We start from the raw sequence: 22,621 nt of genomic DNA on the forward strand, positions 1-22,621 counted from the left end.
GACTTTGCGCGCCAACTAATGCAGCGTTACTTCTATTAAAATAATAATAACTATGAATGACCTATGTTTTATATCAGTTGCCAGATAATTCGCTCACTTGTATTTTTTTTAGAACGCCAAGGCATGTGTAGCAAACAAATTGAAGCTTTGCTCGGTGAACGACTGAAAGATTTGGACGATGTAAGCACCCGCTTTCCTATCGCTGACTATGAGTCACTCATGCACTATGGCGATAAAATATTACAACAAGAGCATATTGGGCTGGAGTTTGGCAACTCTTTAAAAGCACAAAATTGGGGGCTACTAGGTCATGTTGCATTAGTGAGCAAAAACTTAGAAAAAGCACTGGAGCATGCACAGAGATTAAGCAAAACAATACGAAACATTGGTCACATTGAACTCGTTTCTGAAGACGAGTTTTGTCGTCTAAGCTGGCATGCTCAAAGTAACATACAGCATTACATGGTAGATGAATTATTTAGCAGTTGGCTTTCATTTGCTAAGCACTGTTGTCACAATCATGCCGATGTTAGCCTTGAAAAAGTACAGTTGACTAGGCCGATCCCTAACCCAGAAAGTTTAGCTGTTTATAAACAGGTTTTTAATTGCCCTATTGAGTTTTCAGCTAACTCAAACTCTCTTATTTTTAGTAAATCGATTCTTAAATGTCGATTGCAATCTCCTAACCCCGAGCTTGAAAACATTTTATTATCTCAAGTCGATACAGCTGTATCACAGCATGATTATGCCTCGCAGTTAGTTACTTTCATTAATACCCAATTGCCTCACATCCCCACCCTTGAGCAAGCATCAATTCAACTCAATATTAAAAAACGCACTTTACAACGTCACCTTTCAAATCAGCAACTTAGTTTTTCTAAACTCATTGATCAGCAACGAAAACTGCTTGCAAAAGAGATGCTGCTAAAAGGCCTATCTGCACTGGAAATTAGCAACAAGTTAGGTTTTTCTGAACAAAGCGCTCTACAACGCGCCTTTAAGCGTTGGTACAAAACCACGCCAAAAAAGTTTTTAGCTTTATATACTATTTAAGTTGTATTATTTTTTTTTGCCCATATAACTTAGCAAATTTTAAAAAATGACGAGTAGTTAAGGGCTTACCAAACCGCCCATAATTATTTGAGCAATCATTAGCACAAGGTCAAGAGGATTAATTAAAAATAAATTTGCCTCAGTCTAATGATTCTGCTATTTATAGCCGCCGGCTAACGCTGGGCAAAATATTAAGGATTTAGGAGAAAGTTATGCCAGACCAAAAAAGACTAGGGTTATTGGCTCAGGCCGGGTTGGAACCATACCAAGAACAGCCAGGTGAAGAGTACATGAATGAAGCACAACGTGCTCATTTCAAAACAATTTTAGAAGCTTGGCGTAACGATTTACGTAACGAAGTAGACCGTACTAAATCGCATATGCAAGACGAAGCAGCTAACTTTCCGGATCCAGTAGACCGTGCAGCACAAGAAGAAGAATTCTCATTAGAACTTCGTACTCGTGACCGTGAGCGTAAACTGATCAAGAAAATTGAAAAAACGATTCAATTAATCAAAGAAGATGACTTTGGTTTCTGTGAATCATGTGGTATCGAAATAGGTATCCGCCGCTTAGAAGCGCGTCCTACAGCTGATTTATGTGTAGACTGTAAAACGCTTGCGGAAATTAAAGAAAAGCAATCTGGACGCGGTTAATTACATCCTTTAATTAGCCCATGTCTACCACAGCCGTTAACACGCCAATGCGTGAGTATCGTGGCCGCTTTGCGCCATCCCCTTCAGGGCCATTACATTTTGGCTCACTTATAGCGGCTGTGGGTAGCTTCCTTGATGCAAAAGCCAATCAAGGAAAATGGTTAGTACGCATTGAAGATATCGACACAACGCGTGTTGTAAGCGGTGCTAGCGACGATATATTACATACCTTAGAGGCTTACGGTCTTTACTGGGACGAGCCTGTCATATACCAAACCCAGCGTCATGAGCAATACCAAGCCATTGTTGACGAGTTAATTTCGCAAAACCTTGTTTATGCATGTCATTGCACGCGCAAAGAAATTAAAGCAATCGGTGGAATATACCAAGGCCACTGCCGGTATAAAAACCACGCTTTAACTGATTCAGCGCTACGTTTAACCCAGCAATTTGCAACCAGTCACTACCATGATTTAATTCAAGGTGAAGTGTATGTTGATAGCCAACTTGCCAAAGAAGATTACTTAATAAAGCGCAGCGATGGTTTATTTGCTTACCAACTGGTCGTAGTCGCCGATGATATCGCACAAGGTATTACAAGAGTCGTTCGCGGCGCTGATTTACTCGAGCCGACTGCACGACAACTTAGTTTGTTTAAGCAACTAAATAAACCGGCCCCAGAATACGCCCACCTTCCTTTAGCGGTAGCTAAACCAGGTTTTAAGCTATCAAAGCAAAATTACGCCCCCGCAATAGCAAAATCAAATCCAAAGCCCGCGTTGTTCGATGCCTTGCGTTTTTTAGGTTTAAAGCCAGAAAGTTCACTATTATCGTTAAGTATCGAACAGATGTTAGCTTGGGCTGTTGAAACTTACCGCCTTGAACACATACCAAAGGTGCAAGAAATACAAGTTAGCGAGGATCCTAACTCTCCTTTTTGTAACTTTGTTACTATTGAAAAATAAATTGCCAATTTTAAAGGCCGAGTAACTTAATTTTTCAGCCTTGCTGGTATATGATAGCGACCCAAAGTGTGCGAATCATCAACACCTTAATTTAGCGCCATTTAATACACACTGATTACACGTCAATCTCACATCGGCGAAGTATCAAACAAACGCTATACTTGATGAGTCGCAAAGTCCGCGTCGTAGGAGACAGATTATTATTTCTAAGCTTTTTCAATTTTGTCGGCAGATTATTGGCCCAAATGCCACGACATCAAGTGATGCTTTGCCAACGAGCGAGTTACCTTTGGTGATCGAACGCAGTGAACATGGTATTTCACGCAAACAATTTAGCCCAAATGCAATCAAAGTATTGTACCGCCTTAAAGAAGGTGGTTTTGATGCCTACCTTGTAGGTGGTTGTATTCGAGATATATTGTTAGGCCAACAACCAAAAGACTTCGACGTTGTAACAAACGCAACCCCTGAGCAAATCAAAAAGCTATTTCGTAACTGTCGTCTAATTGGTCGTCGTTTTCGTTTAGCCCATATCGTGTTTGGTCGAGAAATTATTGAAGTGGCGACCATGCGCGGCCATCACGAAGCCGAAGAAAGCAAAAATCAAATTAGTCAATCAAGCGAGCACGGCCAACTTCTGCGCGACAATGTCTATGGCAGCATCGAAGAAGATGCCGAGCGCCGTGACTTTTCGATTAATGCACTTTACTACTCAATTAACGACTTTTGTATTTATGACTATGCCAATGGCATTAGCGCGATAAAAGCAAAACAAATAGAGCTGATTGGCGACCCAGAAACGCGTTACCGTGAAGACCCTGTGCGCATGTTACGCGCAGTGCGTTTTGCCACCAAACTAGGAATGAGCATTGCACCTGGCACCGAAAAGCCAATTAAAGACCTTGCTAATTTACTCGACCATATTCCGCCAGCTCGTTTGTTTGAAGAATCACTCAAATTATTCTTAAACGGCAAAGCAGAAGAAAACTACTTAATGCTTCGCCAGTATGGTTTATTCAAAGCATTATTCCCTGCGCTTGATAAAATCTTAGATGCCAACCCTGAAGGCTTTGAACATACATTTATCCTGCAAATGTTTAAAAACACCGATAAACGTATTAATGCTGATAAAAAAGTCACTCCAGCCTTTATTTTTGCAGCCCTTTTGTGGTTCCCATTACTGAGCATTGCTAAAAAATTACAACAACGCGATCAACTTTCAGAGTACGATGCATTTGCACAAGCGATGAACAAAGTACTGAGTGAAAACGCACAACATGTAGCAGTACCAAAACGCTTCACACTGGGTGCACGCGATATTTGGCATATTCAGCAACGTCTTGATAAACGAGGTGGTCAACGTGCTTATAGGCTGACTCAACAGCCTCGCTTCAAGGCAGCCTATGATTTCTTACTATTGCGTGTGCAAGCTGGTGAAGAGCAGCAAAAAGAGCTTGCTGATTGGTGGACAACCTACCTAAGCCAAGACATTAATGGCCAAAAAGAGATGGTTAAAAATTTAGGACACCAAGGTGGCCCTAAGCGCCGTCGTCGCCCACGCAAGAAAAAAGTAGACTAAGTATGCATACCGTTTATTTAGGTTTAGGTGCCAATTTAAACGCGCCACGTAAACAAATTCATGCTGCTGTCGCTGCCCTAAAAGCATTAGAAGATGTTGAGTTTGTTTGTGTATCCCATGATTACGCAAGCAAACCCATGGGGCCACAAGATCAACCCGATTATGTAAATGCGGTCGCATGTGTTAAAACTGCACTTATGCCAGAGCAGTTGCTTGATTTAACGCAAGCCATTGAGCTTGAGCATGGCCGTGTTAGAAAAGAACAGCGCTGGGGTCCGCGTACCCTTGATATAGATATTTTATTGTTCGGTAATGACGTAATAGACACCCCTCGCTTAACCGTGCCTCATTATGGCCTAACAGAGCGAGAGTTTGTTGTTTACCCCTTGTTGGAAATTGCACCAACACTTGTACTACCGAATAATCAATCACTTGCTGATATAACAAAAACGTTGCCTTTAAACGATTTACAACAACTCCCTCAGCAGTAATCAACCAAGGCTAAGCCTTAGAGGAAATTATGTCTAAAATCACCGTTTCAACCTTGAATAAAATGAAACAAGAACAACAAAAAATCACCGCATTAACAGCTTACGATGCCAGTTTTGCTAAATTGTTTCATGATAATGGCGTCGAGGTGATTTTAGTTGGTGACTCTTTAGGTATGGTATTGCAAGGTGCTGATGACACATTAGCAGTAACCAATACAGAGATTGCTTATCATACACGCTGCGTACGTGCTGGTAGCCGCGAATTATTTGTAATTGCTGACTTACCCTTTATGACCTATGCCAACCCAACTGATGCCTGTAAAAATGCTGCAGAGCTGATGCGTGCTGGGGCAAACATGATCAAGCTTGAAGGTGGCGAATGGCTGCACGACAGCATTCGTGCGATGACTCAACAAGGTATTCCAGTATGTGGCCACCTAGGCTTAACACCTCAGTCAGTGCATGTATTTGGAGGTTTTAAAATTCAAGGTCGTGAGCAATCTCAAGCCGATAGAATGGTTAGCGATGCGAAAGCACTTGAGGCGGCAGGTGCGCAGTTACTTGTTTTAGAATGCATACCAAGTGAGCTTGCTAAACGTATTACTGATGAGCTAAACATTCCTACTATTGGCATTGGAGCAGGTAATCAAACTGATGGACAAATCTTAGTTATGCACGACTTAGTTGGTATTTCAGCAGGCTATATTCCTAAGTTTTCAAAGAATTTCTTATTAGAAACCGGCAATATGCCAGCAGCAGTGCAAAAGTATTGTGAAGATGTAAAAAGTGGTGCTTTCCCAAGTACCGAACACGAGTTTAAATAAATGCAATCAATCACTGAAATCAAATCGTTACGCAGCCAAATCAAAGCTTGGCGTCAAGCAGGCCTGAGCATTGCACTAGTGCCTACTATGGGCAATTTACACCAAGGTCACTTTTCACTGGTAGAAAAAGCCAAAACCTTGGCTGATAAAGTGGTTGTGAGTATCTTTGTGAACCCAATGCAGTTTGGGGCTAACGAAGATCTTGATAGCTACCCACGTACACTTAACGAAGATAAACAAGGTTTAGCTGAACTCGGTACTGATATCGTGTTTACACCCTCCGTTGAGACAATCTACCCAAATGGGTTAGGCGAACAAAGCTTTGTCGATGTGCCGGGTGTTTCTATGGGTTACTGTGGCGGCTCGCGCCCTGGCCACTTCAAAGGCGTCGCAACCGTTGTCACTAAGTTATTTAATTTAGTACAGCCTGACTTTGCTTGTTTTGGTGAGAAAGACTTTCAGCAGCTGCAAGTGATAAAAACCATGACACGCGATTTATCTATCCCTGTAGAGATAATTGGCGTACCTACTTGCCGTGAAATCTCTGGGTTAGCAATGAGCTCTCGTAATGGCTATTTATCTGATGAGCAAAAAGACACCGCAAAAGTACTGTTTGCCACACTAAATAATACTGCAACTGCACTTAAACAAGGCAGCGCAGACATTGCAGCACTTGAGGCAGATGCAAAATTACAGCTTGAAAAGGCAGGCCTTAAACCTGACTATTATGCGGTAGCAGAGCGCTCAACATTAAAGCCTGCAACAACGGCTGATAAACAACTTGTTATTTTAGCTGCAGCCTACTTAGGCTCAGTACGTTTAATTGACAATTTACAAGTTGAGCTGGATTAAATAGCAACAATCTGGGTAAGATGGATTGCAAAGAAAAGACATAAACTAGGGATAAGCATGAAAAAACTACCTGCAATTGCAGCAACATTATTTGCTATGACATTACTGTCTGCTTGCTCAAATAAAATTGACAACCCAGAAATGCAACAATGCGCTCAACAAAACTACCAATGCGAGGCAAGCTGTGAACAACAAAGCACTGCTGATGGCTTAGTTCATAAGGTGTGTAGTAACAAGTGCATTGAAGCTTATAATCAATGTAAAGCTAATGCCGAAAAATTAGGTGAAGTTAAATAATACTTACTTTTAGCTCGCTTATTAGGGCACTGAAACCTGTTCGGTGCCTGCACTTCTCTTCTCGATTACAATTTCATTTCCATAATTAAGCCTCTGGTAATTTTGTTCATATTTTTGTTTACCCTTTAATCTATTCATATTAGGGCAAGCTTTCGTTCATTAAACTTCTCTATATTGGTGACGAATAAACAACTGCAACCATGTAATTGTTTCTCACTAATTTCAAAATTTTACTCTTCGCATTTAACTGCACCAACTCAAAGTCATTGAGATTATTAGTTTTTATTTTGGGTTCAGTAATTGCTAAGGGATATGAATTAACGTGATTTACGGCTAAAGGAAAATTGAATGAGACCAGAAACTCGAACCAAGCTCTTCAGTGCTGCTAAAAAGAAGACCTTATTGGGCGTATTATTAGCCATGAGCGCAGGTCATACATACGCAATTGAAGAACAAGATCAATCAAACGTAACTAAAACAGAACAAACAGCCGTTAAAGTTCAAGCAGCCGAAAATGAAAAACTGGCCTCAAAGGAAAAGGCTGCTGTTGAGCTTAAGCCTGAGATGATCACTATTCCGCAAGAAAAGCTATTTGATGTTATCACTGCGCGTGCTAAAAAACTCGCTTCAGAGCCTTATGTAGCCCCGAAAGATCTTGAACTTGAGGCGCTCACAAGCATCAATTACCAAGACTACCGTGCAATCCGTTTTCGTACTGAGCAAGCAATTTGGAAAGATCAAAGCCTTTATGAAGTGCAGTTGTTCCACCCAGGATTTTTATATCGTTCACCGGTTGCAATTAATACTCTTGAACAAAACGCTGAAGTAAAAAGTTTACCTTTTAAAACAGATTACTATCGTTATGATGCAACTGCTGCCCCGTTAGAGCAAGAGATCAGTACCGCGATTGCCAATACACAACTTGGCCATGCAGGTTTTCGTTTGCATTTTCCACTGAACAACAACCAGTACAAAGATGAAGTGGCTGTGTTCCAAGGTGCTTCATATTTTCGTTTAGTTGGTCCGCACCAAGTATATGGTCTGTCAGCCCGTGGGCTTGCGGTGGATACTGCTCTTAGTTCAGGTGAAGAATTCCCTGTATTCAAAGAGTTCTGGTTAGTAAAACCAGCACCCGAAGATACCACTATCGTGCTCTACGCATTATTAGATAGCCCATCTGTGTCGGGCGCCTATCGTTTTGAATTAACACCTTCGACCAACACTGAAGTGAAAACTCAAATGCAAATTTTCGCCCGCAAAGACATCAAAAAGCTTGGTATTGCCCCGCTAACAAGTATGTTCTACCACGGTGAAAACAGTACAAAGTTCTTCGACGACTACCGCCCTGAAGTACATGACTCTGACGGCCTTCTAATGCAATCAGAACAAGGTCAATGGGTTTGGCGCGCACTGAATAACCCGAAGAAGCTAAGTGTCACTTCGTTTAGCTACGATAACCCGAAAGGCTTTGGTCTTGCACAGCGAGACCGTGACTTTAATAACTACCTTGATACCGAAGCACATTATCACAACCGTCCGAGTATGTGGATTGAGCCAGAAGGTAATTGGGGTAAAGGGCGCGTTGAGTTAGTAGAGATCCCAACAGATACAGAAACCAACGACAATATTGTTAGCTACTGGGTGCCAGAGCAGCCAATGAAAGCCGGTGACAGCTTAAGCTTTAGTTACAAGCTTTCGACTTTCAATGCCACGCTTGCAACTCAAGATAAAGCGAGTGTGTTAAGAACTCGAATTGGTAGTGCAGCATTACCTGGTGAAGACAATCCACCACCAAAAAGCCACCGCCAATTTACCGTTGATTTTAGTGGCGAAACCATTAATCAACTATCAGCTAATTTTGCCATGCAAGCGGATCTTACACTCTCTGCTGGGCAAATAAGCGATAAAACGGTACAGCAGTTACCAAACAATCAAGGATGGCGCGTAGCCTTTAAAGTGGCGCCAGAGGGAGATAAGCCAGTTGATATGCGCTTATCGTTAAAACTACGTGATAAAGAAATCAGCGAGGTATGGAGCTATGTCTGGTATCCAAACGACGTCCAATAGTAAAGCGTTAGAAGCAACAGCAATGCCATTTAAGAAAACCCGCGCTTGGCTTTTTTCGAGCCTAGCGCTCAGCATTACCGCCTATGGCGTGTGGATCATGTTCGATATTTTAAATTCTAACGGCATGACACCGCTTGAGTACGCTTTACTGGCATTATTTACAGTCACCTTCGCGTGGATTGTTACAGCCTTTTGTAGTGGCTGTATGGGCTTTATCTTGCAATTATTTCGTATTGACCCGTTGACCTTAAAACGTCAAAAGCCAATCGAGATTAATCAGCATGCCTTGAGCCAAACGAAAACAGCCATTGTTATGCCTATCTACAACGAAGATACAGAGCGTGTAATTGCCGGTTTTGAGGTTAGCCTTCGCTCGCTAGCCAAAACAGGACAAATGCCACATTACGATTTTTACTTACTTAGTGATACGCAAGACCCTGAAATCGCACGTAATGAACTAAAAGCATGGAATGCTCTCACTAAGCGTTTAGGTGATTTAGCTGCGCATACTTTTTATCGTCGCCGTGAAGACAACAAACACCGTAAAGTAGGTAACTTAACTGATTTTTGTGAACGTTGGGGCAGCCAATACGATCATATGATTGTGCTTGATGCCGATAGCATTATGACGGGTCAATGTATGCTTGAACTGACTTCTAGCATGATCAGCAATCCAAAATCAGGTTTGATCCAGACGATCCCTATTCCGGTTCGCCAAGACACGTTTTTTGGTCGCTTTTTACAGTTTGCATCGATTTTATATAGCCCAATGTTGGCAACTGGTTCTGCTTTTTGGCAAACAAACCAAGCAAACTACTGGGGTCACAATGCAATTATTCGCGTTGAAGCATTTACAAAATGCTGCGGCCTGCCAGTTTTAAAAGGCAATGCCCCATTTGGCGGTGAAATCTTAAGTCATGACTTTGTTGAAGCCTCACTGCTACACCGTAGTGGTTGGGATGTGTTACTGCTGAGTGATGTTGAAGGTAGCTACGAAGAAGTGCCAAGTAACATTCTCGATTACGCAATTCGAGATAGACGATGGGTGCAAGGAAATATCCAGCATTTAGGTTTATTGCCAAAATCTGGCCTGAAGCTAATGAGTAAAATGCACTTTTTATTTGGTGCCACAGCGTATATTTCATCGTTAATCTGGTTATCAATGCTGGCATTAAGTACATTAGATGCAGTGACTCGTGCTCTTAATAGCGACGTATACTTTAACCATGCTTATCAGCTTTTCCCAACCTGGCAAATTGCCAAAACGGATCTAATTGATTCGTTGTTATTCATTACTGCCGTATTACTGTTACTACCTAAATTAATGGGTATTATTGTGACTTTAGTACACCGTAATAAAGCCTTTGGTGGCACGATGAAGCTAATTGCAGGTTCACTCATCGAAACGGTTTTTGCTATTGTGATTGCGCCGCTAATGATGGTATTCCATAGCTATTTTGTCGTGTGCGTATTTTTAGGCAAAAAAGTGAGCTGGGATGCACAGCCTCGTGAAGGTAGAATGGTACCGTGGAAGGAAGCGATTGGTTATACGTTATTTTCGACTATTACCGCGATTATTTGGGGCTCGGTTGCTTACTATTACACACCGACCTTCTTTTGGTGGTTATCACCTATTTTAGTGGGCCTTATTTTAGCAGCGCCAATTGTACGTTACTCAAGCAGCATCGGCTTAGGTGTGAAAATGCGTAAAATGGGCTTATTCTTATGTCCAAGTGAAGTTGAAAACGATGATACCTTAGCGGCACTTCGTGTACATCAACAAGAAATTGGTTTACCTAAGGATGAGCACGCTGACTTTAGTGTACCTGCACTACCTAATGAATACCCAACGGTAATGCCAATTCAAAGCTTTAAGGCTCCCTCGGGTAAAAAGCGTAAGCAAGTACGCCTTGCTCAGCAACGCATTAAGGCAAAATTATTTGCTAAAAGCTAAACGAAAAAAAACCGCTCAATGAGCGGTTTTTTCATCTATGTCTGTATGGTTGTTACAGAAGGCCTAGCTTTTTAAGTTCAGCCATTGCCATTTTGCCTGAAAGTGGCACATAACCATCTTTCTCAACAATTTTTTGACCATCTACAGAAAGAACCATTTTTAAGAACTCTGCATCGATAGGTGAAAGCGGCTTGTTAGGGTGCTTGTTCACGTAAACGTATAAGAAACGAGATAGTGGGTATTTACCTGTTGCTACGTTTTCTAATGTTGCATCAACAAAGTTGTCGCCTTTCTTAGAAAGTGGAACCGTACGTACACCTGATGTTTTATAACCGATACCTGAGTAACCAATCGCGTTCACTGAAGAAGAGATTGACTGTACTACAGATGCAGAACCAGGTTGTTCGTTTACGTTGTTACGGAAGTCACCTTTACAAAGTGCTTTCTTCTTGAAGTAACCGTAAGTACCCGATACTGAGTTACGACCGTAAAGCTGGATATCTTTTGCTGCCCAATCGCCCTCAAGACCTACTTCGCTCCAACGATTAACCTGTGCATCAGCACCACATTTACGTGTTGAAGAGAAAATCGCATCAACTTGGTCAATACGTAAACCTTTGATTGGGTTATCTTTGTGTACGAATACAGCAAGAGCATCGATTGCAACGCGTACTTCAGTTGGCTTGTAGCCGTAACGCTTTTCGAATGCTTCAATTTCTTTTGACTTCATACGACGGCTCATTGGGCCGAAGTTTGCTGTCCCTTCAGTTAATGCTGGAGGAGCAGTTGAAGAACCCGCTGCTTGGATTTGAATGTTTACGTTTGGATAGAAGCGCTTGTACTCTTCTGCCCAGAACGTCATCATGTTTGCAAGCGTGTCAGAACCTACAGATGAGAAGTTACCAGAGATACCACTTACTTTAGTGTACTCAGGCATATCTTTATCAACTGCAGCTGCTTGTGCTGATACAAATGTTGTTACAGCCACACCCATTGCGGCAACGAGATTTTTGAATTTCATAGGGGTTACTCCGATTTGTTCGTCCCATTTCCTAACTGCGGTCTACTCTAATGACACTAGATGACAGTTAGATTACCCTTAAATGACATTTTTATGACTTTGCAGTTTTTTTAATATTATCTGTTAAACGCACGACTTTTTCGCTACCAAATGCAAACGCAAAGGTCGAGCCTTGGCCTAATTTACTGCTGATATCTAAACGACTGTCATGCCTTGTAAGTACATGTTTTGTAATCGCTAAACCTAATCCTGACCCACCTGTAGTGCGGCTACGAGCCTTATCAACACGATAAAAACGTTCCGTTAAACGGTTAATATGTTCAGCGGCAATACCATCACCATTATCGGTCACACTAAACGCGGCTTGGTTATTTTTAAGCTGCCAATCAACCACAATCTTGCCACCGGGCTTGGTGTAATGAATGGCATTAAAAACAAGGTTAGAAAAGGCACTTCGTAATTCGTCTTCAGCCCCTTTAATGTCTAAACTCGCATCAACATTAAAAATAAGCTCATGGCCTTTATCTTGGTTTAATGACTGTGCTTCGGTTTGAATATAGGTAAGTAGCTGCGGCACATTGACAGGCTTATCGTTATCTTGACGACGTGCCCCTTCAATACGCGACAACGATAATAATTGATTAACTAGACTGTCCATGCGCTTACATTGTTCAAGCATGGTAGTTTGCGCTTTTTGCCACATTGCAGGAGGTGGTAAGCTATCTGAATCAAGCATTTCTAAGTAACCGGTTACCACTGTAAGTGGTGTTCTCAGCTCATGAGAAACATTGGCCACAAAATCTTTACGCATCTGCTCAAGTTGCTTTAAGCGAGTAACATCACGCACCACCATCATCAACTGTGAACTTGCATAGGGCATAACACGAAACTCTAAGGTTTGATCGTAGCTGTGGCCACCATCAAGCTCGAGCGGTTCATCGAAACAGGCTTTATGCATGTACTTTGCAAACTTAGGATCGCGAATAAGATTATCTAAGCGTTGCCCATGATCGGTAGGCCACTGTAACCCTAAAACCTTTAAAGCCAATTGGTTACACCAAATGATGCTGAGATCTTTTTGTAAAACCACTACCGCATCAGGCACAGCCTCGGCGCCATCACGAAAGCGGCGTATTAAGTCTGCAAGTTCATTACGTTTTTTACGGTTTCGATGTTGTAAGTGATAGATCCCTTCAAAGACTTGCTCCCACGCTCCCTCCCCTTCGGGTGGGTTGAAACTACGTTGATTAAGAAGCCAATCGCTGAGGCGATATAATTGATGATAATGCCAAATTAGCAGTGCAAAAGAGCCTAAAAATAAAAGCAAAAAAGGCGCACCTACAAGTACGCCAACTAATAACAAGGGTAAGAAATACATAAACAGGCGTTTTGCTAACGCCTGTTTATTCACTACTCGATACATACACTCACTTTACCTTAAGTATGTAAATTAGCTTGTTAAGGTCATTGCTATGACACTTATAATTTACTTGAAAAACGATAGCCTGCACCGCGAACGGTTTGTACTAAACGGTCATGCCCTAATGGTGCAATCGCTTTACGTAGACGACGAATATGTACATCAACTGTACGGTCTTCTACATATACATTTGTTCCCCATACATGATCAAGTAATTGTTCACGGCTGTAAACACGTTCTGGATGCGTCATGAAGAAATGGAGTAATCTAAATTCAGTAGGCCCCATATCCAATTCACTCCCTTCTGAGGTTACACGGTGTGAGATTGGGTCAAGGCGTAAGCCATGGACTTCAATGGCTTCTTCTAATGAGGTTGGTGAAACACGGCGAATAACCGCTTTAATGCGCGCCATTAATTCTTTTGGAGAAAATGGTTTGGTTACGTAATCATCAGCACCTACTTCAAGGCCGCGTACTTTGTCTTCTTCTTCACCGCGAGCAGTCAGCATGATGATAGGAATTTGACGAGTGTATTCGTTTTGCTTAAATTTCTTAGCAATTTGAATACCGCTACCACCAGGTAACATCCAATCTAATAAAACCATATCTGGGTATGGTTCAACCATAGCTTCAATCGCAGAGTCATAATCTTCTGCTTCAATTGCTTGAAAACCATTTTGCTCTAAAACAAAAACCAGCATCTCTCTGATAGGCGCTTCGTCATCGACGACTAGTACTTTACGTGACATTCCAATTTATCTCTTTCGTTAGCGAACTGGTTTCATTATTATGACTAAGTATGACATTTTTATGAAAGTCTAACGAGTAATTGAAAAAGCGCAAAAGAATCAATGCAAAAATAGCCATTTTTTACGCTTAAATAGTAAATTTCGGATTAAAAGTCATACCTTAAAGTGACTGCAAGATGATCTTCATCAGCATTATTATCTAGTGAAAATTGCGTATACCACATATACATACGTGCTTGTTTTGACAGGCTTCGTTCAACGCCAACAGAGGTACCACTCCCTGAATCTTTCAACTTACCAAAGCTGCCATCAGTATCTTGGTATTGCGCCAATAACTTATATTTATCGATTTTGTAAGATGCGCTCACTAAAAAGCCATCTTCTTTATCGGAACCTGTAACTTTTTCGCTTTGTTGATACATACCGCCTAAGGTTAAATCGCCTAATTTACCTTGCGCCGTAAACCGCGTTGTATCATAACCGGCTACTTTACTGTCATGGGCAACACTAACAAAGTAAGGCGTTTTTTTAAATTTACTATCACCATACATAAATGCCGCAGAAACACCGGTTTCTTCATCTTGTTTGGAGTTATCTTCAGCAATGTAGGTGACCACAAATTGCATATTGCCGACAATTGGCGAGCTATAATGAACCACATCGCCAAGGCGATTTTCGCCATTAAATAAGGCTTTAACATCACCATTAAAGTCGTTCATTAAATCAATTTTACCCTGCGATACTTTTAACGCTGTATCATGTCGACCAAGTACTACCTGCCCATAACTGCCTTGAAGACCAACATATTGGTTACGCGCGGTAATATTCTCTTCAGTTTTACCATCGCTGTCTTGATCTGCCGCATTTACAGCAAATTCAAACTTATATACGGCTTTTAACCCATCGCTTATTTCACCGCTGCCTTTGATCCCCATACGAGAGTTATAGCTTTCAACAGACGTTTTACTGCCCTCGCCAGTGTCGCTATTAGCAACCCCTAAATGGGCCCGACCATACACATCTACAGCTTCGGCAGCACTATGAAAAGAAATAATGCACATTGCAAAGCTCGACAACATCATGGCAGGTTTATTCATGGTAGCGATCCTCAATTTAAGCAATAACTTAAAAATCGAACATAAAGGGCTTTTGGTCAAGGCAAGGAGACTATATTTCACATAAAAATCACGGATCACTGATCTACCAACTTAATCAGATCAGGATCAGATTTTTACTAAGAAGATCAACTTCAGATCAGTTTTTTACTTAGAGAATAAGATAACTTGTTGATTTAATGTTAAGAGGCTCAGCATTTCGTTTAAAAGATGAGCAAAGAAAAGCCTGTGATCAGTATACAACTAGTAAAATAATGATCCGTGAAAGCTAAGGTTAGTAAAACAGTGATCCTGAAAAACACGAGTAAGTATATCGCTGATCCGTCTTGATCGAATCATAAAAAAACCGGCATAAAGCCGGCTTTTTCAACTTATTGTCAATTACTTGATTTGTGGATCAAGTTCACCTGATAAATATTTAAGATGCATATCATCTAAAGAGATAGGCTTGATCTTACCAGCTTGACCTGCCGTACCAAACGCTTCGTAGCGAGCAACACAGATCTCAGTCATTGCTTTCGTTGCTTCAGCTAAGTATTTACGTGGATCGAAGTTAGCTGGGTTTAAAGCTAAGTGGCGACGAATTGCACCTGTAGATGCTAAACGAAGATCGGTATCGATATTTACTTTACGAACACCGTATTTAATACCTTCGATAATTTGCTCTACTGGCACACCATAGGTTTCAGGGATTTCACCACCGTATTGGTTGATCACTTCTAACCACTCTTGTGGCACTGAAGACGAACCATGCATTACCAAGTGCGTGTTAGGAATACGCGCGTGGATCTCTTTGATGCGATCAATCGCTAAGATATCGTCTGTTGGTGGACGCGTGAATTTGTAAGCACCATGTGATGTACCACAAGCAATAGCAAGTGCATCAACTTTAGTTTTACGAACGAAATCAGCGGCTTCTTCAGGATCTGTTAGCATTTGATCAGTAGATAATTTACCTTCTGCACCCACGCCGTCCTCTTCACCTGCTTCACCTGTTTCAAGTGAACCTAAAACACCTAACTCGCCTTCTACAGACACACCACAAGCATGTGCCATTTCAACGGTTTGACGAGTAACATCAACATTGTATTCATAACTTGAAGGAGTTTTACCATCAGACATTAATGAGCCATCCATCATAACTGATGAAAAGCCTAACTGGATTGAACGCTGACATACACCTGGTGAAGTACCGTGGTCTTGGTGCATTACGACTGGAATATGTGGCCATTCTTCAACGGCAGCTAAAATCATATGACGAATAAAAGGGGCACCAGCATAGGCACGTGCGCCTGCTGAACCTTGTACAATTACCGGGCTGTTTGTTTTGTCAGCCGCTTCCATAATTGCGCGCATTTGCTCTTGGTTATTAACGTTAAAAGCAGGTACGCCGTAACCATTTTCAGCTGCATGATCAAGAAGTTGTCGCATACTGATTAAAGCCATTTGGTATTCTCCAAATTGTATCGACAGTAGTTTCCTACTATCTAGTTTGAACGGATAAGTTATTTTTTGATGCATCACTGCATCACGAAAAGCTCGCGCCTACCGTAACAGCTGTAAATAAAACGAGGGTGAGAGGTATTTTATTAACAGCTAAACCAGCGTAATTACCTAATAACTACGCTGGCATACGCACTAATTACTTAGCACGTTCTTCAAGCATAGCAACTGCTGGTAATTTTTTCCCTTCTAAAAATTCAAGGAAAGCACCACCACCGGTTGAAATGTAAGAAACTTTATCGGCAATGCCGTATTTATCAATCGCTGCAAGCGTATCACCGCCACCAGCAATCGAGAATGCACTTGAGTTAGCAATCGCATCAGCAATAGCACGTGTGCCGTTGCCAAATTGGTCAAATTCAAATACACCTACTGGACCATTCCATACAACGGTGCCTGCATTAGCAATGATTTTTGCTAATTGGTTTGCTGTATCAGGACCAATATCGAAGATCATGTCTTCGTCTGTTACTTCATTCACATCTTTTAGTGTTGCCACTGCAGATTCTGAGAACTCATTACCTACAACAACATCAGTTGGTACAGGGATTTCACCGTTATTAGCTTTTGCTGCCGCACTTAATTTGTTTGCTTCATCAATTAAATCAGCTTCAAATAAAGACTTACCTACTGAGTGACCTGCTGCTGCGATGAAGGTATTAGCGATACCACCACCTGTTACAAGTTGGTCAACCACTTTAGAAAGTGAATCAAGTACAGTTAACTTAGTCGATACTTTAGAGCCACCAACGATAGCAACTAAAGGACGAGCTGGGTTATCAAGCGCTTTACCTAGTGCGTCTAACTCTGCCGCAAGTAGTGGACCAGCACATGCAACATCAGCAAATAAACCCACACCGTGAGTCGATGCTTGTGCACGGTGAGCCGTACCAAATGCGTCCATTACGTAAACATCACATAATGCAGCTAGTTTTTTAGACAATGCTTCGTCGTTTTTCTTTTCGCCAGCGTTAAAACGCACGTTTTCGAAAACAACCACTTCGTTATCAGCAACGTCTACGCCTTCTAGGTAGTCTTTTTCAAGACGAACTGTTTGCTCAAGGGCATCATTTAAATAATTAACCACAGGGGCAAGTGAAAACGCTTCATCATATTCCCCTTCCGTAGGGCGGCCAAGGTGTGACATCACCATTACTTTAGCACCTTTTTCTAACGCTAATTTGATAGTTGGTAATGCTGCACGAATACGCGCATCAGAGGTCACTTTACCTTCTTTTACAGGCACATTTAAATCTTCACGAATTAACACGCGTTTGCCGTTTAAATCTAAATCTGCCATTTTAATGACCGACATGGACTTCTCCTTAGTTAACGATACTAATATTATATTTATAAATTATTGGCTTACAGCCATCATCGCACGCGCAGTGTCGAGCATACGATTCGCAAAGCCCCACTCATTATCGCACCACACTAACAACTTTATCAGTCGTTTATGACTAACACGTGTCTGAGTGCCATCTATGATACAAGAATGTGGGTCATGATTAAAATCTACCGATACCAATGGCTCTTCAGTGTAACTTAAAATACCGTCAAGGCGATCTTTTGCAGCTAACTTAAGTGCTTGATTGACAGTCGCTAAATTCACATCAGTATTCACTGTTACACTTAAATCCATTGCAGTCACGTTGATAGTGGGTACCCTAACAGCAATGGCTTCAAAGCGACTATGAAACTTAGGCAAAATGCGCTCAATACCACGCGCAAGCTTTGTATCTACCGGAATGATAGACTGGCTTGCAGCGCGAGTACGACGCAAATCATGATGATACGCATCAATCACTTGTTGATCATGCATCGAGGCATGAATCGTCGTAATAGCCCCAGATTCAATCGAAAATGCGTCATCTAACACTTTAATTACTGGCACAATACAGTTTGTGGTACATGAACCGTTTGAAACAATCGTATGTTCAGCTTTTAGCTCATCATCGTTAATACCATACACAATTGTGGCATCAACATCAGCATCTGCAGGCTGTGAAAACAATACTTTTTTTGCGCCCGCAGCTAAGTGTAGTTCTGCATGTTCACGAGAGTGATACACCCCTGTACATTCAAGAACCACATCAACATCAAGAGTTTGCCAAGGCAGTTCTGCAGGGTTTTCTTCTGCAAATAAGGCTATAGAGTCGTTAGCAACCGTTAAAGTATCTTCGCCAAGATTAACTGGAAATGAAAAGCGGCCATGAGATGTATCGTATTTAAGGAGATGGGCAATGCCCTTAGGGTCGGCTAATTCGTTAATAGCGACAATTTTGATTTGATCTTCAAGCCCAGACTCATACAGAGCACGGACGATGTTGCGCCCGATTCGACCAAAACCATTAATTGCAAGTTTGATTGCCATGAAGAAGAAAATCCACTCTATTTGCTTGCAGATAAAGGCAGCTGCCTTTTAGATGGCGGTATTGTAATCGACCTTTGAAGTTTTTATAAGAGGGCAAGGTAAATAAAACTACTTTAACAACCCTAGATGGCTCAATTTTGGTAATCGACCTGAAGAGTTTTTATAAGAGGTCAGCCAAAATAAAAATTGCTTAGCATATTTTAGATGGCTCAATTTTGGTAATCGACCTTACACATTATTATAAGAGGTCAGGTGAAATAAAAGTTGCTTAGCATGTTTTAGATGGCTCAATTTAGGTAATCGACCTGAAGAGTTTTTATAAGAGGTCAGGTGAAATAAAAGTTGCTTAGCATATTTTAGATGGCGCAGTTTTGGTAATCGACCTGAAGAGTTTTTATAAGAGGTCAGATGAAATAAAAGTTGCCTAACACTTTTTAGATGGCGCAGTTTTGGTAATCAACCTGAAGAGTTTTTATAAGAGAGTAAGATAAATAATGCTACTTAAGTTAGTAAATTACCACTCACCTTAACTCTAATTAAAAAGTGAGTTAGTTGCCCAACCCTCACGCTAGTGCTAACATTTGTACACACATAGATGAGGAGTCTAGCATGGATACCAGAATTCAATTTCGAGTTGATGAAGAAACTAAACGACTTGCCCAGCAAATGGCACAAAGCCAAGGTAAAACACTTAGTGATGCTTGTAGAGAACTCACTGAACAACTAGCTGAGCAACAAAGAAAAGCGCTGTCTCATGACGCTTGGTTAACAGAGCAAGTAAATCAAGCTTTTGATAAATATGAGGCTGGTGAAAGTACTTTTATCGACAACGAAACAGCTAAATCCCGCATGGCTGAGCGTAAAGCAAAAATACGCAATAGAGGCAATCTATGATCCTGTGGGAAGATGAATCTTTAAATGATCGTGAAAAAATCTTCGAATATCTTTATCACTTTAATCCAAGTGCTGCAGACAAAACCGATGAGCTTATTGAAGCCAAGGTAGAAAATTTATTAGCACAGCCTTTGATGGGTGTAGAGCGTGCTGGCATTAAAGGACGACTGCTCATTATTCCAGAAATATCGATGATTATTTCCTATTGGGTTGAGGATGACACAATACGTGTAATGCGTGTTTTACATCATAAACAAAAGTTTCCTCAAGACTAAATAGCGGCTTTAAGTTAAATCAGCTCCCCTACTTTCAATGCCTTACCACGACTAATTTGATGACACTGGGCTAAGAATAACTCGGCTGTTGCCATGGCATCCGTAAGAGCATGGTGCGAGCTATAATGCGGTAAGTTGTAGCGTTTACGGCATTCGCTAAGTGTTAAGTCATCGTGGCCAATTTCGTGGCCTTGCTGGTGCAGGCGTTTTTTTTCAATAACAAAGGTATCAAGAATTAAACGCGCTTTTGCATCTAAGCCAAGCGTTCTGCAGGCTTGTTTTAAAAACCCCCAATCAAGTGCCGCGTTATGAAACACTAAAATGCACTCACCAAAATGCTGATGCAGCTTACCAAGAATGCTTTCGAGGCTTTCACCTGTATCTATATCTTGTTTTGCAATACCGTGATAAATCGGGCTTTGCTCTAAGCTTTGCACGTCTTTATTTATTAAGTGCTGCGCACCGCTGAGTTTAATGCATTGATCTTCTATCATCACCCACGCCACCGAGACAATTTCGTGCTGGCGAGGATCTAGCCCCGTTAATTCCATGTCTATCACTATGTAGCGTTCTTTATAGGCATCAGCTGCCAAGAGTTGCTTGCGCGCTAAATACCGACTTAACCAGCGTTTAACCATACCCTCTCCTATAAACTACCGCGAGCAAACTTAAATGCGGCGGCTTGTTGCGCCTGCTTAACCAAATAAAATGCTTCTTTTAATTGATGTCGCTCTAATGAATTCAACGCATTTGGGTTAATACAGTTGCTAGGCAATCCCTCTTCGTTAATTTGCGTGCCTAAACGCAGCTGGGTTAAAAAGCGCCAACAGTCTTTTAAGTTATAGAGATCATCTTTATTGAGTAACGAAAATTTCATTAACGCATCAATACGCTCTTGCGTATTAGCACGCTGAATACCCGCTTTGAGGGAATATAAACGTACTATGTCGTTGATGATCACCACACCGCGTTTTTTTAAATCGAGGTACTTATGCTGCTTTTCGTCTTTCTCTAATTTAAATTGATTAAACAAACCAATGGGCACTGGCGTATTTTTAATGTCACTGGCCATAGCCGCATAGAATAAGTCATTTTTAGAAATGCGTTTTAGCTGCTCACAAAAGCGCGCATATAAGGTAGTGGAACCTTCAATAAAACGTAGGTCAAAAAATATCTTACAATTGAGCATCGCCTCTGGTGTAGGTGAGGTGATCCACTTATGAAACTTTTCTGTCCAAGCATTAATGCCCATACGGCACTGTGCATTGCTCGCCATAATATTGCCAGGGCAACGTTTTATACCGCACTCAATTAAATGCTCACAGACATACTCGCCCATGCGCTTAAAGTAATCGTGTTGTTCTTCTGTTAAATCATCAGGTAGCAACAGGCCATTATCTTGGTCAGAATGCAGTGTTTGTTCTTCTCGCGCTTGCGAACCAAAACAAATAAAACTAAAGCTGGTTGGTGCCGCACCATTATCTTCTTGGAACAAACGAATTAACCGCGAAGTCAACGCATCGGTTAAGCCACTTAATAATTTACCAATCAAAGAGATATCGTCAATATTGTTCGAAAAGCCTTTTAATAAACCGGGTATCTCTTGCGAATAACGTTTTAAATCAACCACGCTATGCGCTTTGTAAATTCGCCCAATCAATTGTACTGGGTCGCTTTTTTGCTGACGCAGTAAATCAGTACTGGTGAGCATACCAAGCGGTTTGTGATGTTCATCAAGCACAGGTAAATGGTGAATATTGTGCTTAAGCATTAAGTGTAGCGCCGAAAACACGCGGTTATTTTCAAAAATAAACTTGGGTTTACACGTCATGATGCTACTAACAGACTCTTGTGGGTCAACCTCATCGGCTAATACGCGGTTGCGTAAATCTCGGTCGGTCACGACTCCTACAAGACGCTCATGTTCAGTCAACATAATCGATGAAACTCCCTGTTGTTTCATTTTTTTAGCGGCTTGACGAATACTTGCATCTGGCGCCAAGGTGACGGCCTTGCGATTCATCAACTCGCAAATTTTTTTCTCCGACCAACTGTCGTTTTGACTTTTATAATGAGACGACAATAAACGGTTTTTATGGGCACGAACAAAGTATTGCTCAAACACCTTATACTCACGGCGTAAGTAATCAAATGCCGCTTGGTTAAGCATGTAAACAATGCCTTCCTTTTGCACTGAAATGCTATTTTGAATTGCTTCGCCAGTTAACAGTGAAGGAAAACCAAAGTAATCGCCACTTGATAACTTAGTGATCACATCGCCTTTTGGGTCAACTAAATCATAATCGCCAGAGCGAATTAAAAATAATCTTAGATTATCCGAACTTAACCACTGATTTTGATTCTCACGGGTCAAATAAATAATATCGAGATGGTTTACAAAATACTCACTGGCAGCGCCATCAAGCTGATTAAATGGCGTTTGCTGCATCACAAATTGGGCGACTTCCTGTTGCTCGGTATTCATGGTCATTCTCGCTATAAAATAGAGACAATATCTACACTACCCCTGTT

At 41.4% G+C, this 22,621-nt stretch carries 21 protein-coding genes; 12 read left to right on the forward strand and 9 right to left on the reverse strand.

Annotated features, from left to right (window positions below; genetic code table 11):
* Window positions 1-63: 63 nt before the first annotated feature.
* The 10 genes from JIG37_RS20075 (at window position 64) to mdoH (ending at window position 10,738) form a co-directional block, all read left to right on the forward strand.
* The gene (locus JIG37_RS20075; RefSeq protein ID WP_199530149.1) at window positions 64-1,053 is read left to right on the forward strand and encodes an AraC family transcriptional regulator; all 990 of its coding nucleotides are present in this window, start codon (window positions 64-66) and stop codon (window positions 1,051-1,053) included.
* 212 nt (window positions 1,054-1,265) lie between these two features.
* On the forward strand, window positions 1,266-1,709 hold the full coding sequence (dksA, locus tag JIG37_RS20080; protein ID WP_054551179.1) for an RNA polymerase-binding protein DksA: 444 nt from the start codon (window positions 1,266-1,268) through the stop codon (window positions 1,707-1,709).
* Window positions 1,710-1,729: 20 nt separating this feature from the next.
* Window positions 1,730-2,674: a tRNA glutamyl-Q(34) synthetase GluQRS gene (gluQRS, locus tag JIG37_RS20085; RefSeq protein WP_199530150.1), complete on the forward strand. Its 945-nt coding sequence runs from the start codon at window positions 1,730-1,732 to the stop codon at window positions 2,672-2,674.
* Window positions 2,675-2,966: 292 nt separating this feature from the next.
* A complete protein-coding gene (gene pcnB, locus JIG37_RS20090) occupies window positions 2,967-4,253 on the forward strand; it encodes a polynucleotide adenylyltransferase PcnB (RefSeq protein ID WP_324616110.1) in 1,287 nt (428 codons plus the stop codon).
* Between the two features lie 2 nt (window positions 4,254-4,255).
* The gene (gene folK / locus JIG37_RS20095; RefSeq protein WP_054551177.1) at window positions 4,256-4,744 is read left to right on the forward strand and encodes a 2-amino-4-hydroxy-6-hydroxymethyldihydropteridine diphosphokinase; all 489 of its coding nucleotides are present in this window, start codon (window positions 4,256-4,258) and stop codon (window positions 4,742-4,744) included.
* A 29-nt stretch (window positions 4,745-4,773) separates the two neighbouring features.
* Window positions 4,774-5,568, forward strand: a complete 795-nt coding sequence (panB, locus tag JIG37_RS20100; protein WP_199530151.1) for a 3-methyl-2-oxobutanoate hydroxymethyltransferase — start codon at window positions 4,774-4,776, stop codon at window positions 5,566-5,568.
* A complete protein-coding gene (gene panC / locus JIG37_RS20105) occupies window positions 5,569-6,420 on the forward strand; it encodes a pantoate--beta-alanine ligase (RefSeq protein WP_199530152.1) in 852 nt (283 codons plus the stop codon).
* Window positions 6,421-6,477: 57 nt separating this feature from the next.
* Complete coding sequence (locus tag JIG37_RS20110; RefSeq protein WP_062564854.1) at window positions 6,478-6,717, forward strand: hypothetical protein; 240 nt, start codon at window positions 6,478-6,480, stop codon at window positions 6,715-6,717.
* 348 nt (window positions 6,718-7,065) lie between these two features.
* The gene (locus JIG37_RS20115; RefSeq protein WP_199530153.1) at window positions 7,066-8,784 is read left to right on the forward strand and encodes a glucan biosynthesis protein G; all 1,719 of its coding nucleotides are present in this window, start codon (window positions 7,066-7,068) and stop codon (window positions 8,782-8,784) included.
* Window positions 8,756-10,738 carry a glucans biosynthesis glucosyltransferase MdoH gene (gene mdoH, locus JIG37_RS20120; RefSeq protein WP_138599593.1) on the forward strand — a complete coding sequence of 661 codons (1,983 nt, stop codon included), beginning with the start codon at window positions 8,756-8,758 and terminating at the stop codon, window positions 10,736-10,738. Before JIG37_RS20115 ends, mdoH begins: the two co-directional genes overlap by 29 nt.
* Window positions 10,739-10,790: 52 nt before the next feature.
* Here the strand turns inward: mdoH and JIG37_RS20125 are convergent, their stop codons facing one another.
* From JIG37_RS20125 to epd, 7 genes are all read right to left on the reverse strand, one after another.
* A complete protein-coding gene (locus JIG37_RS20125) occupies window positions 10,791-11,759 on the reverse strand; it encodes a phosphate ABC transporter substrate-binding protein PstS family protein (protein WP_054551171.1) in 969 nt (322 codons plus the stop codon).
* Between the two features lie 91 nt (window positions 11,760-11,850).
* Window positions 11,851-13,182 carry a phosphate regulon sensor histidine kinase PhoR gene (gene phoR / locus JIG37_RS20130; RefSeq protein WP_138616392.1) on the reverse strand — a complete coding sequence of 444 codons (1,332 nt, stop codon included), beginning with the start codon at window positions 13,180-13,182 and terminating at the stop codon, window positions 11,851-11,853.
* A gap of 56 nt (window positions 13,183-13,238) precedes the next feature.
* Window positions 13,239-13,928, reverse strand: a complete 690-nt coding sequence (phoB, locus tag JIG37_RS20135) for a phosphate regulon transcriptional regulator PhoB (RefSeq protein ID WP_054551169.1) — start codon at window positions 13,926-13,928, stop codon at window positions 13,239-13,241.
* Window positions 13,929-14,074: 146 nt separating this feature from the next.
* Window positions 14,075-15,025: a porin gene (locus tag JIG37_RS20140; RefSeq protein ID WP_199530154.1), complete on the reverse strand. Its 951-nt coding sequence runs from the start codon at window positions 15,023-15,025 to the stop codon at window positions 14,075-14,077.
* Between the two features lie 399 nt (window positions 15,026-15,424).
* Window positions 15,425-16,489 (reverse strand): class II fructose-bisphosphate aldolase, encoded by a 1,065-nt coding sequence (gene fba / locus JIG37_RS20145; protein ID WP_187490641.1) that lies wholly within the window; start codon window positions 16,487-16,489, stop codon window positions 15,425-15,427.
* A 196-nt stretch (window positions 16,490-16,685) separates the two neighbouring features.
* Window positions 16,686-17,861: a phosphoglycerate kinase gene (locus JIG37_RS20150; RefSeq protein ID WP_138599591.1), complete on the reverse strand. Its 1,176-nt coding sequence runs from the start codon at window positions 17,859-17,861 to the stop codon at window positions 16,686-16,688.
* A 42-nt stretch (window positions 17,862-17,903) separates the two neighbouring features.
* Entirely contained in the window at window positions 17,904-18,920 is a 1,017-nt protein-coding gene (epd, locus tag JIG37_RS20155) for an erythrose-4-phosphate dehydrogenase (RefSeq protein ID WP_054551164.1), read from the reverse strand.
* Window positions 18,921-19,529: 609 nt separating this feature from the next.
* Between epd and JIG37_RS20160 the strand changes: the two genes are divergently transcribed.
* Together JIG37_RS20160 and JIG37_RS20165 are read left to right on the forward strand one after the other, a co-directional pair.
* Complete coding sequence (locus JIG37_RS20160) at window positions 19,530-19,814, forward strand: type II toxin-antitoxin system RelB/DinJ family antitoxin (protein ID WP_199530155.1); 285 nt, start codon at window positions 19,530-19,532, stop codon at window positions 19,812-19,814.
* Entirely contained in the window at window positions 19,811-20,089 is a 279-nt protein-coding gene (locus JIG37_RS20165; RefSeq protein ID WP_199530156.1) for a type II toxin-antitoxin system RelE/ParE family toxin, read from the forward strand. Before JIG37_RS20160 ends, JIG37_RS20165 begins: the two co-directional genes overlap by 4 nt.
* A gap of 14 nt (window positions 20,090-20,103) precedes the next feature.
* On the opposite strand, the gene JIG37_RS20170 is transcribed toward JIG37_RS20165, so the two are convergent.
* Together JIG37_RS20170 and JIG37_RS20175 are read right to left on the reverse strand one after the other, a co-directional pair.
* Complete coding sequence (locus JIG37_RS20170) at window positions 20,104-20,727, reverse strand: 3'-5' exonuclease (protein WP_199530157.1); 624 nt, start codon at window positions 20,725-20,727, stop codon at window positions 20,104-20,106.
* A gap of 8 nt (window positions 20,728-20,735) precedes the next feature.
* Window positions 20,736-22,574, reverse strand: coding sequence for a DUF294 nucleotidyltransferase-like domain-containing protein (locus JIG37_RS20175; protein WP_054551335.1), 1,839 nt, complete (start codon window positions 22,572-22,574; stop codon window positions 20,736-20,738).
* Window positions 22,575-22,621 lie beyond the last annotated feature (47 nt).

This window comes from Pseudoalteromonas sp. bablab_jr010 (assembly GCF_016464105.1).
GTDB lineage: Bacteria > Pseudomonadota > Gammaproteobacteria > Enterobacterales > Alteromonadaceae > Pseudoalteromonas > Pseudoalteromonas simplex.

Bases quoted from the DNA above. Each gene is read 5' to 3' on its own strand.
- phoR (WP_138616392.1), bottom strand. From the start codon at position 13,182: ATGTATCGAGTAGTGAATAAACAGGCGTTAGCAAAACGCCTGTTTATG.
- epd (WP_054551164.1), bottom strand. From the start codon at position 18,920: ATGGCAATCAAACTTGCAATTAATGGTTTTGGTCGAATCGGGCGCAAC.
- panB (WP_199530151.1), top strand. From the start codon at position 4,774: ATGTCTAAAATCACCGTTTCAACCTTGAATAAAATGAAACAAGAACAA.
- phoB (WP_054551169.1), bottom strand. From the start codon at position 13,928: ATGTCACGTAAAGTACTAGTCGTCGATGACGAAGCGCCTATCAGAGAG.
- JIG37_RS20110 (WP_062564854.1), top strand. From the start codon at position 6,478: ATGAAAAAACTACCTGCAATTGCAGCAACATTATTTGCTATGACATTA.
- JIG37_RS20160 (WP_199530155.1), top strand. From the start codon at position 19,530: ATGGATACCAGAATTCAATTTCGAGTTGATGAAGAAACTAAACGACTT.
- JIG37_RS20125 (WP_054551171.1), bottom strand. From the start codon at position 11,759: ATGAAATTCAAAAATCTCGTTGCCGCAATGGGTGTGGCTGTAACAACA.
- JIG37_RS20150 (WP_138599591.1), bottom strand. From the start codon at position 17,861: ATGTCGGTCATTAAAATGGCAGATTTAGATTTAAACGGCAAACGCGTG.
- dksA (WP_054551179.1), top strand. From the start codon at position 1,266: ATGCCAGACCAAAAAAGACTAGGGTTATTGGCTCAGGCCGGGTTGGAA.
- gluQRS (WP_199530150.1), top strand. From the start codon at position 1,730: ATGTCTACCACAGCCGTTAACACGCCAATGCGTGAGTATCGTGGCCGC.
- mdoH (WP_138599593.1), top strand. From the start codon at position 8,756: ATGTCTGGTATCCAAACGACGTCCAATAGTAAAGCGTTAGAAGCAACA.
- JIG37_RS20165 (WP_199530156.1), top strand. From the start codon at position 19,811: ATGATCCTGTGGGAAGATGAATCTTTAAATGATCGTGAAAAAATCTTC.
- fba (WP_187490641.1), bottom strand. From the start codon at position 16,489: ATGGCTTTAATCAGTATGCGACAACTTCTTGATCATGCAGCTGAAAAT.
- folK (WP_054551177.1), top strand. From the start codon at position 4,256: ATGCATACCGTTTATTTAGGTTTAGGTGCCAATTTAAACGCGCCACGT.
- panC (WP_199530152.1), top strand. From the start codon at position 5,569: ATGCAATCAATCACTGAAATCAAATCGTTACGCAGCCAAATCAAAGCT.
- JIG37_RS20115 (WP_199530153.1), top strand. From the start codon at position 7,066: ATGAGACCAGAAACTCGAACCAAGCTCTTCAGTGCTGCTAAAAAGAAG.
- JIG37_RS20140 (WP_199530154.1), bottom strand. From the start codon at position 15,025: ATGAATAAACCTGCCATGATGTTGTCGAGCTTTGCAATGTGCATTATT.
- JIG37_RS20075 (WP_199530149.1), top strand. From the start codon at position 64: ATGTTTTATATCAGTTGCCAGATAATTCGCTCACTTGTATTTTTTTTA.
- JIG37_RS20175 (WP_054551335.1), bottom strand. From the start codon at position 22,574: ATGAATACCGAGCAACAGGAAGTCGCCCAATTTGTGATGCAGCAAACG.
- JIG37_RS20170 (WP_199530157.1), bottom strand. From the start codon at position 20,727: ATGGTTAAACGCTGGTTAAGTCGGTATTTAGCGCGCAAGCAACTCTTG.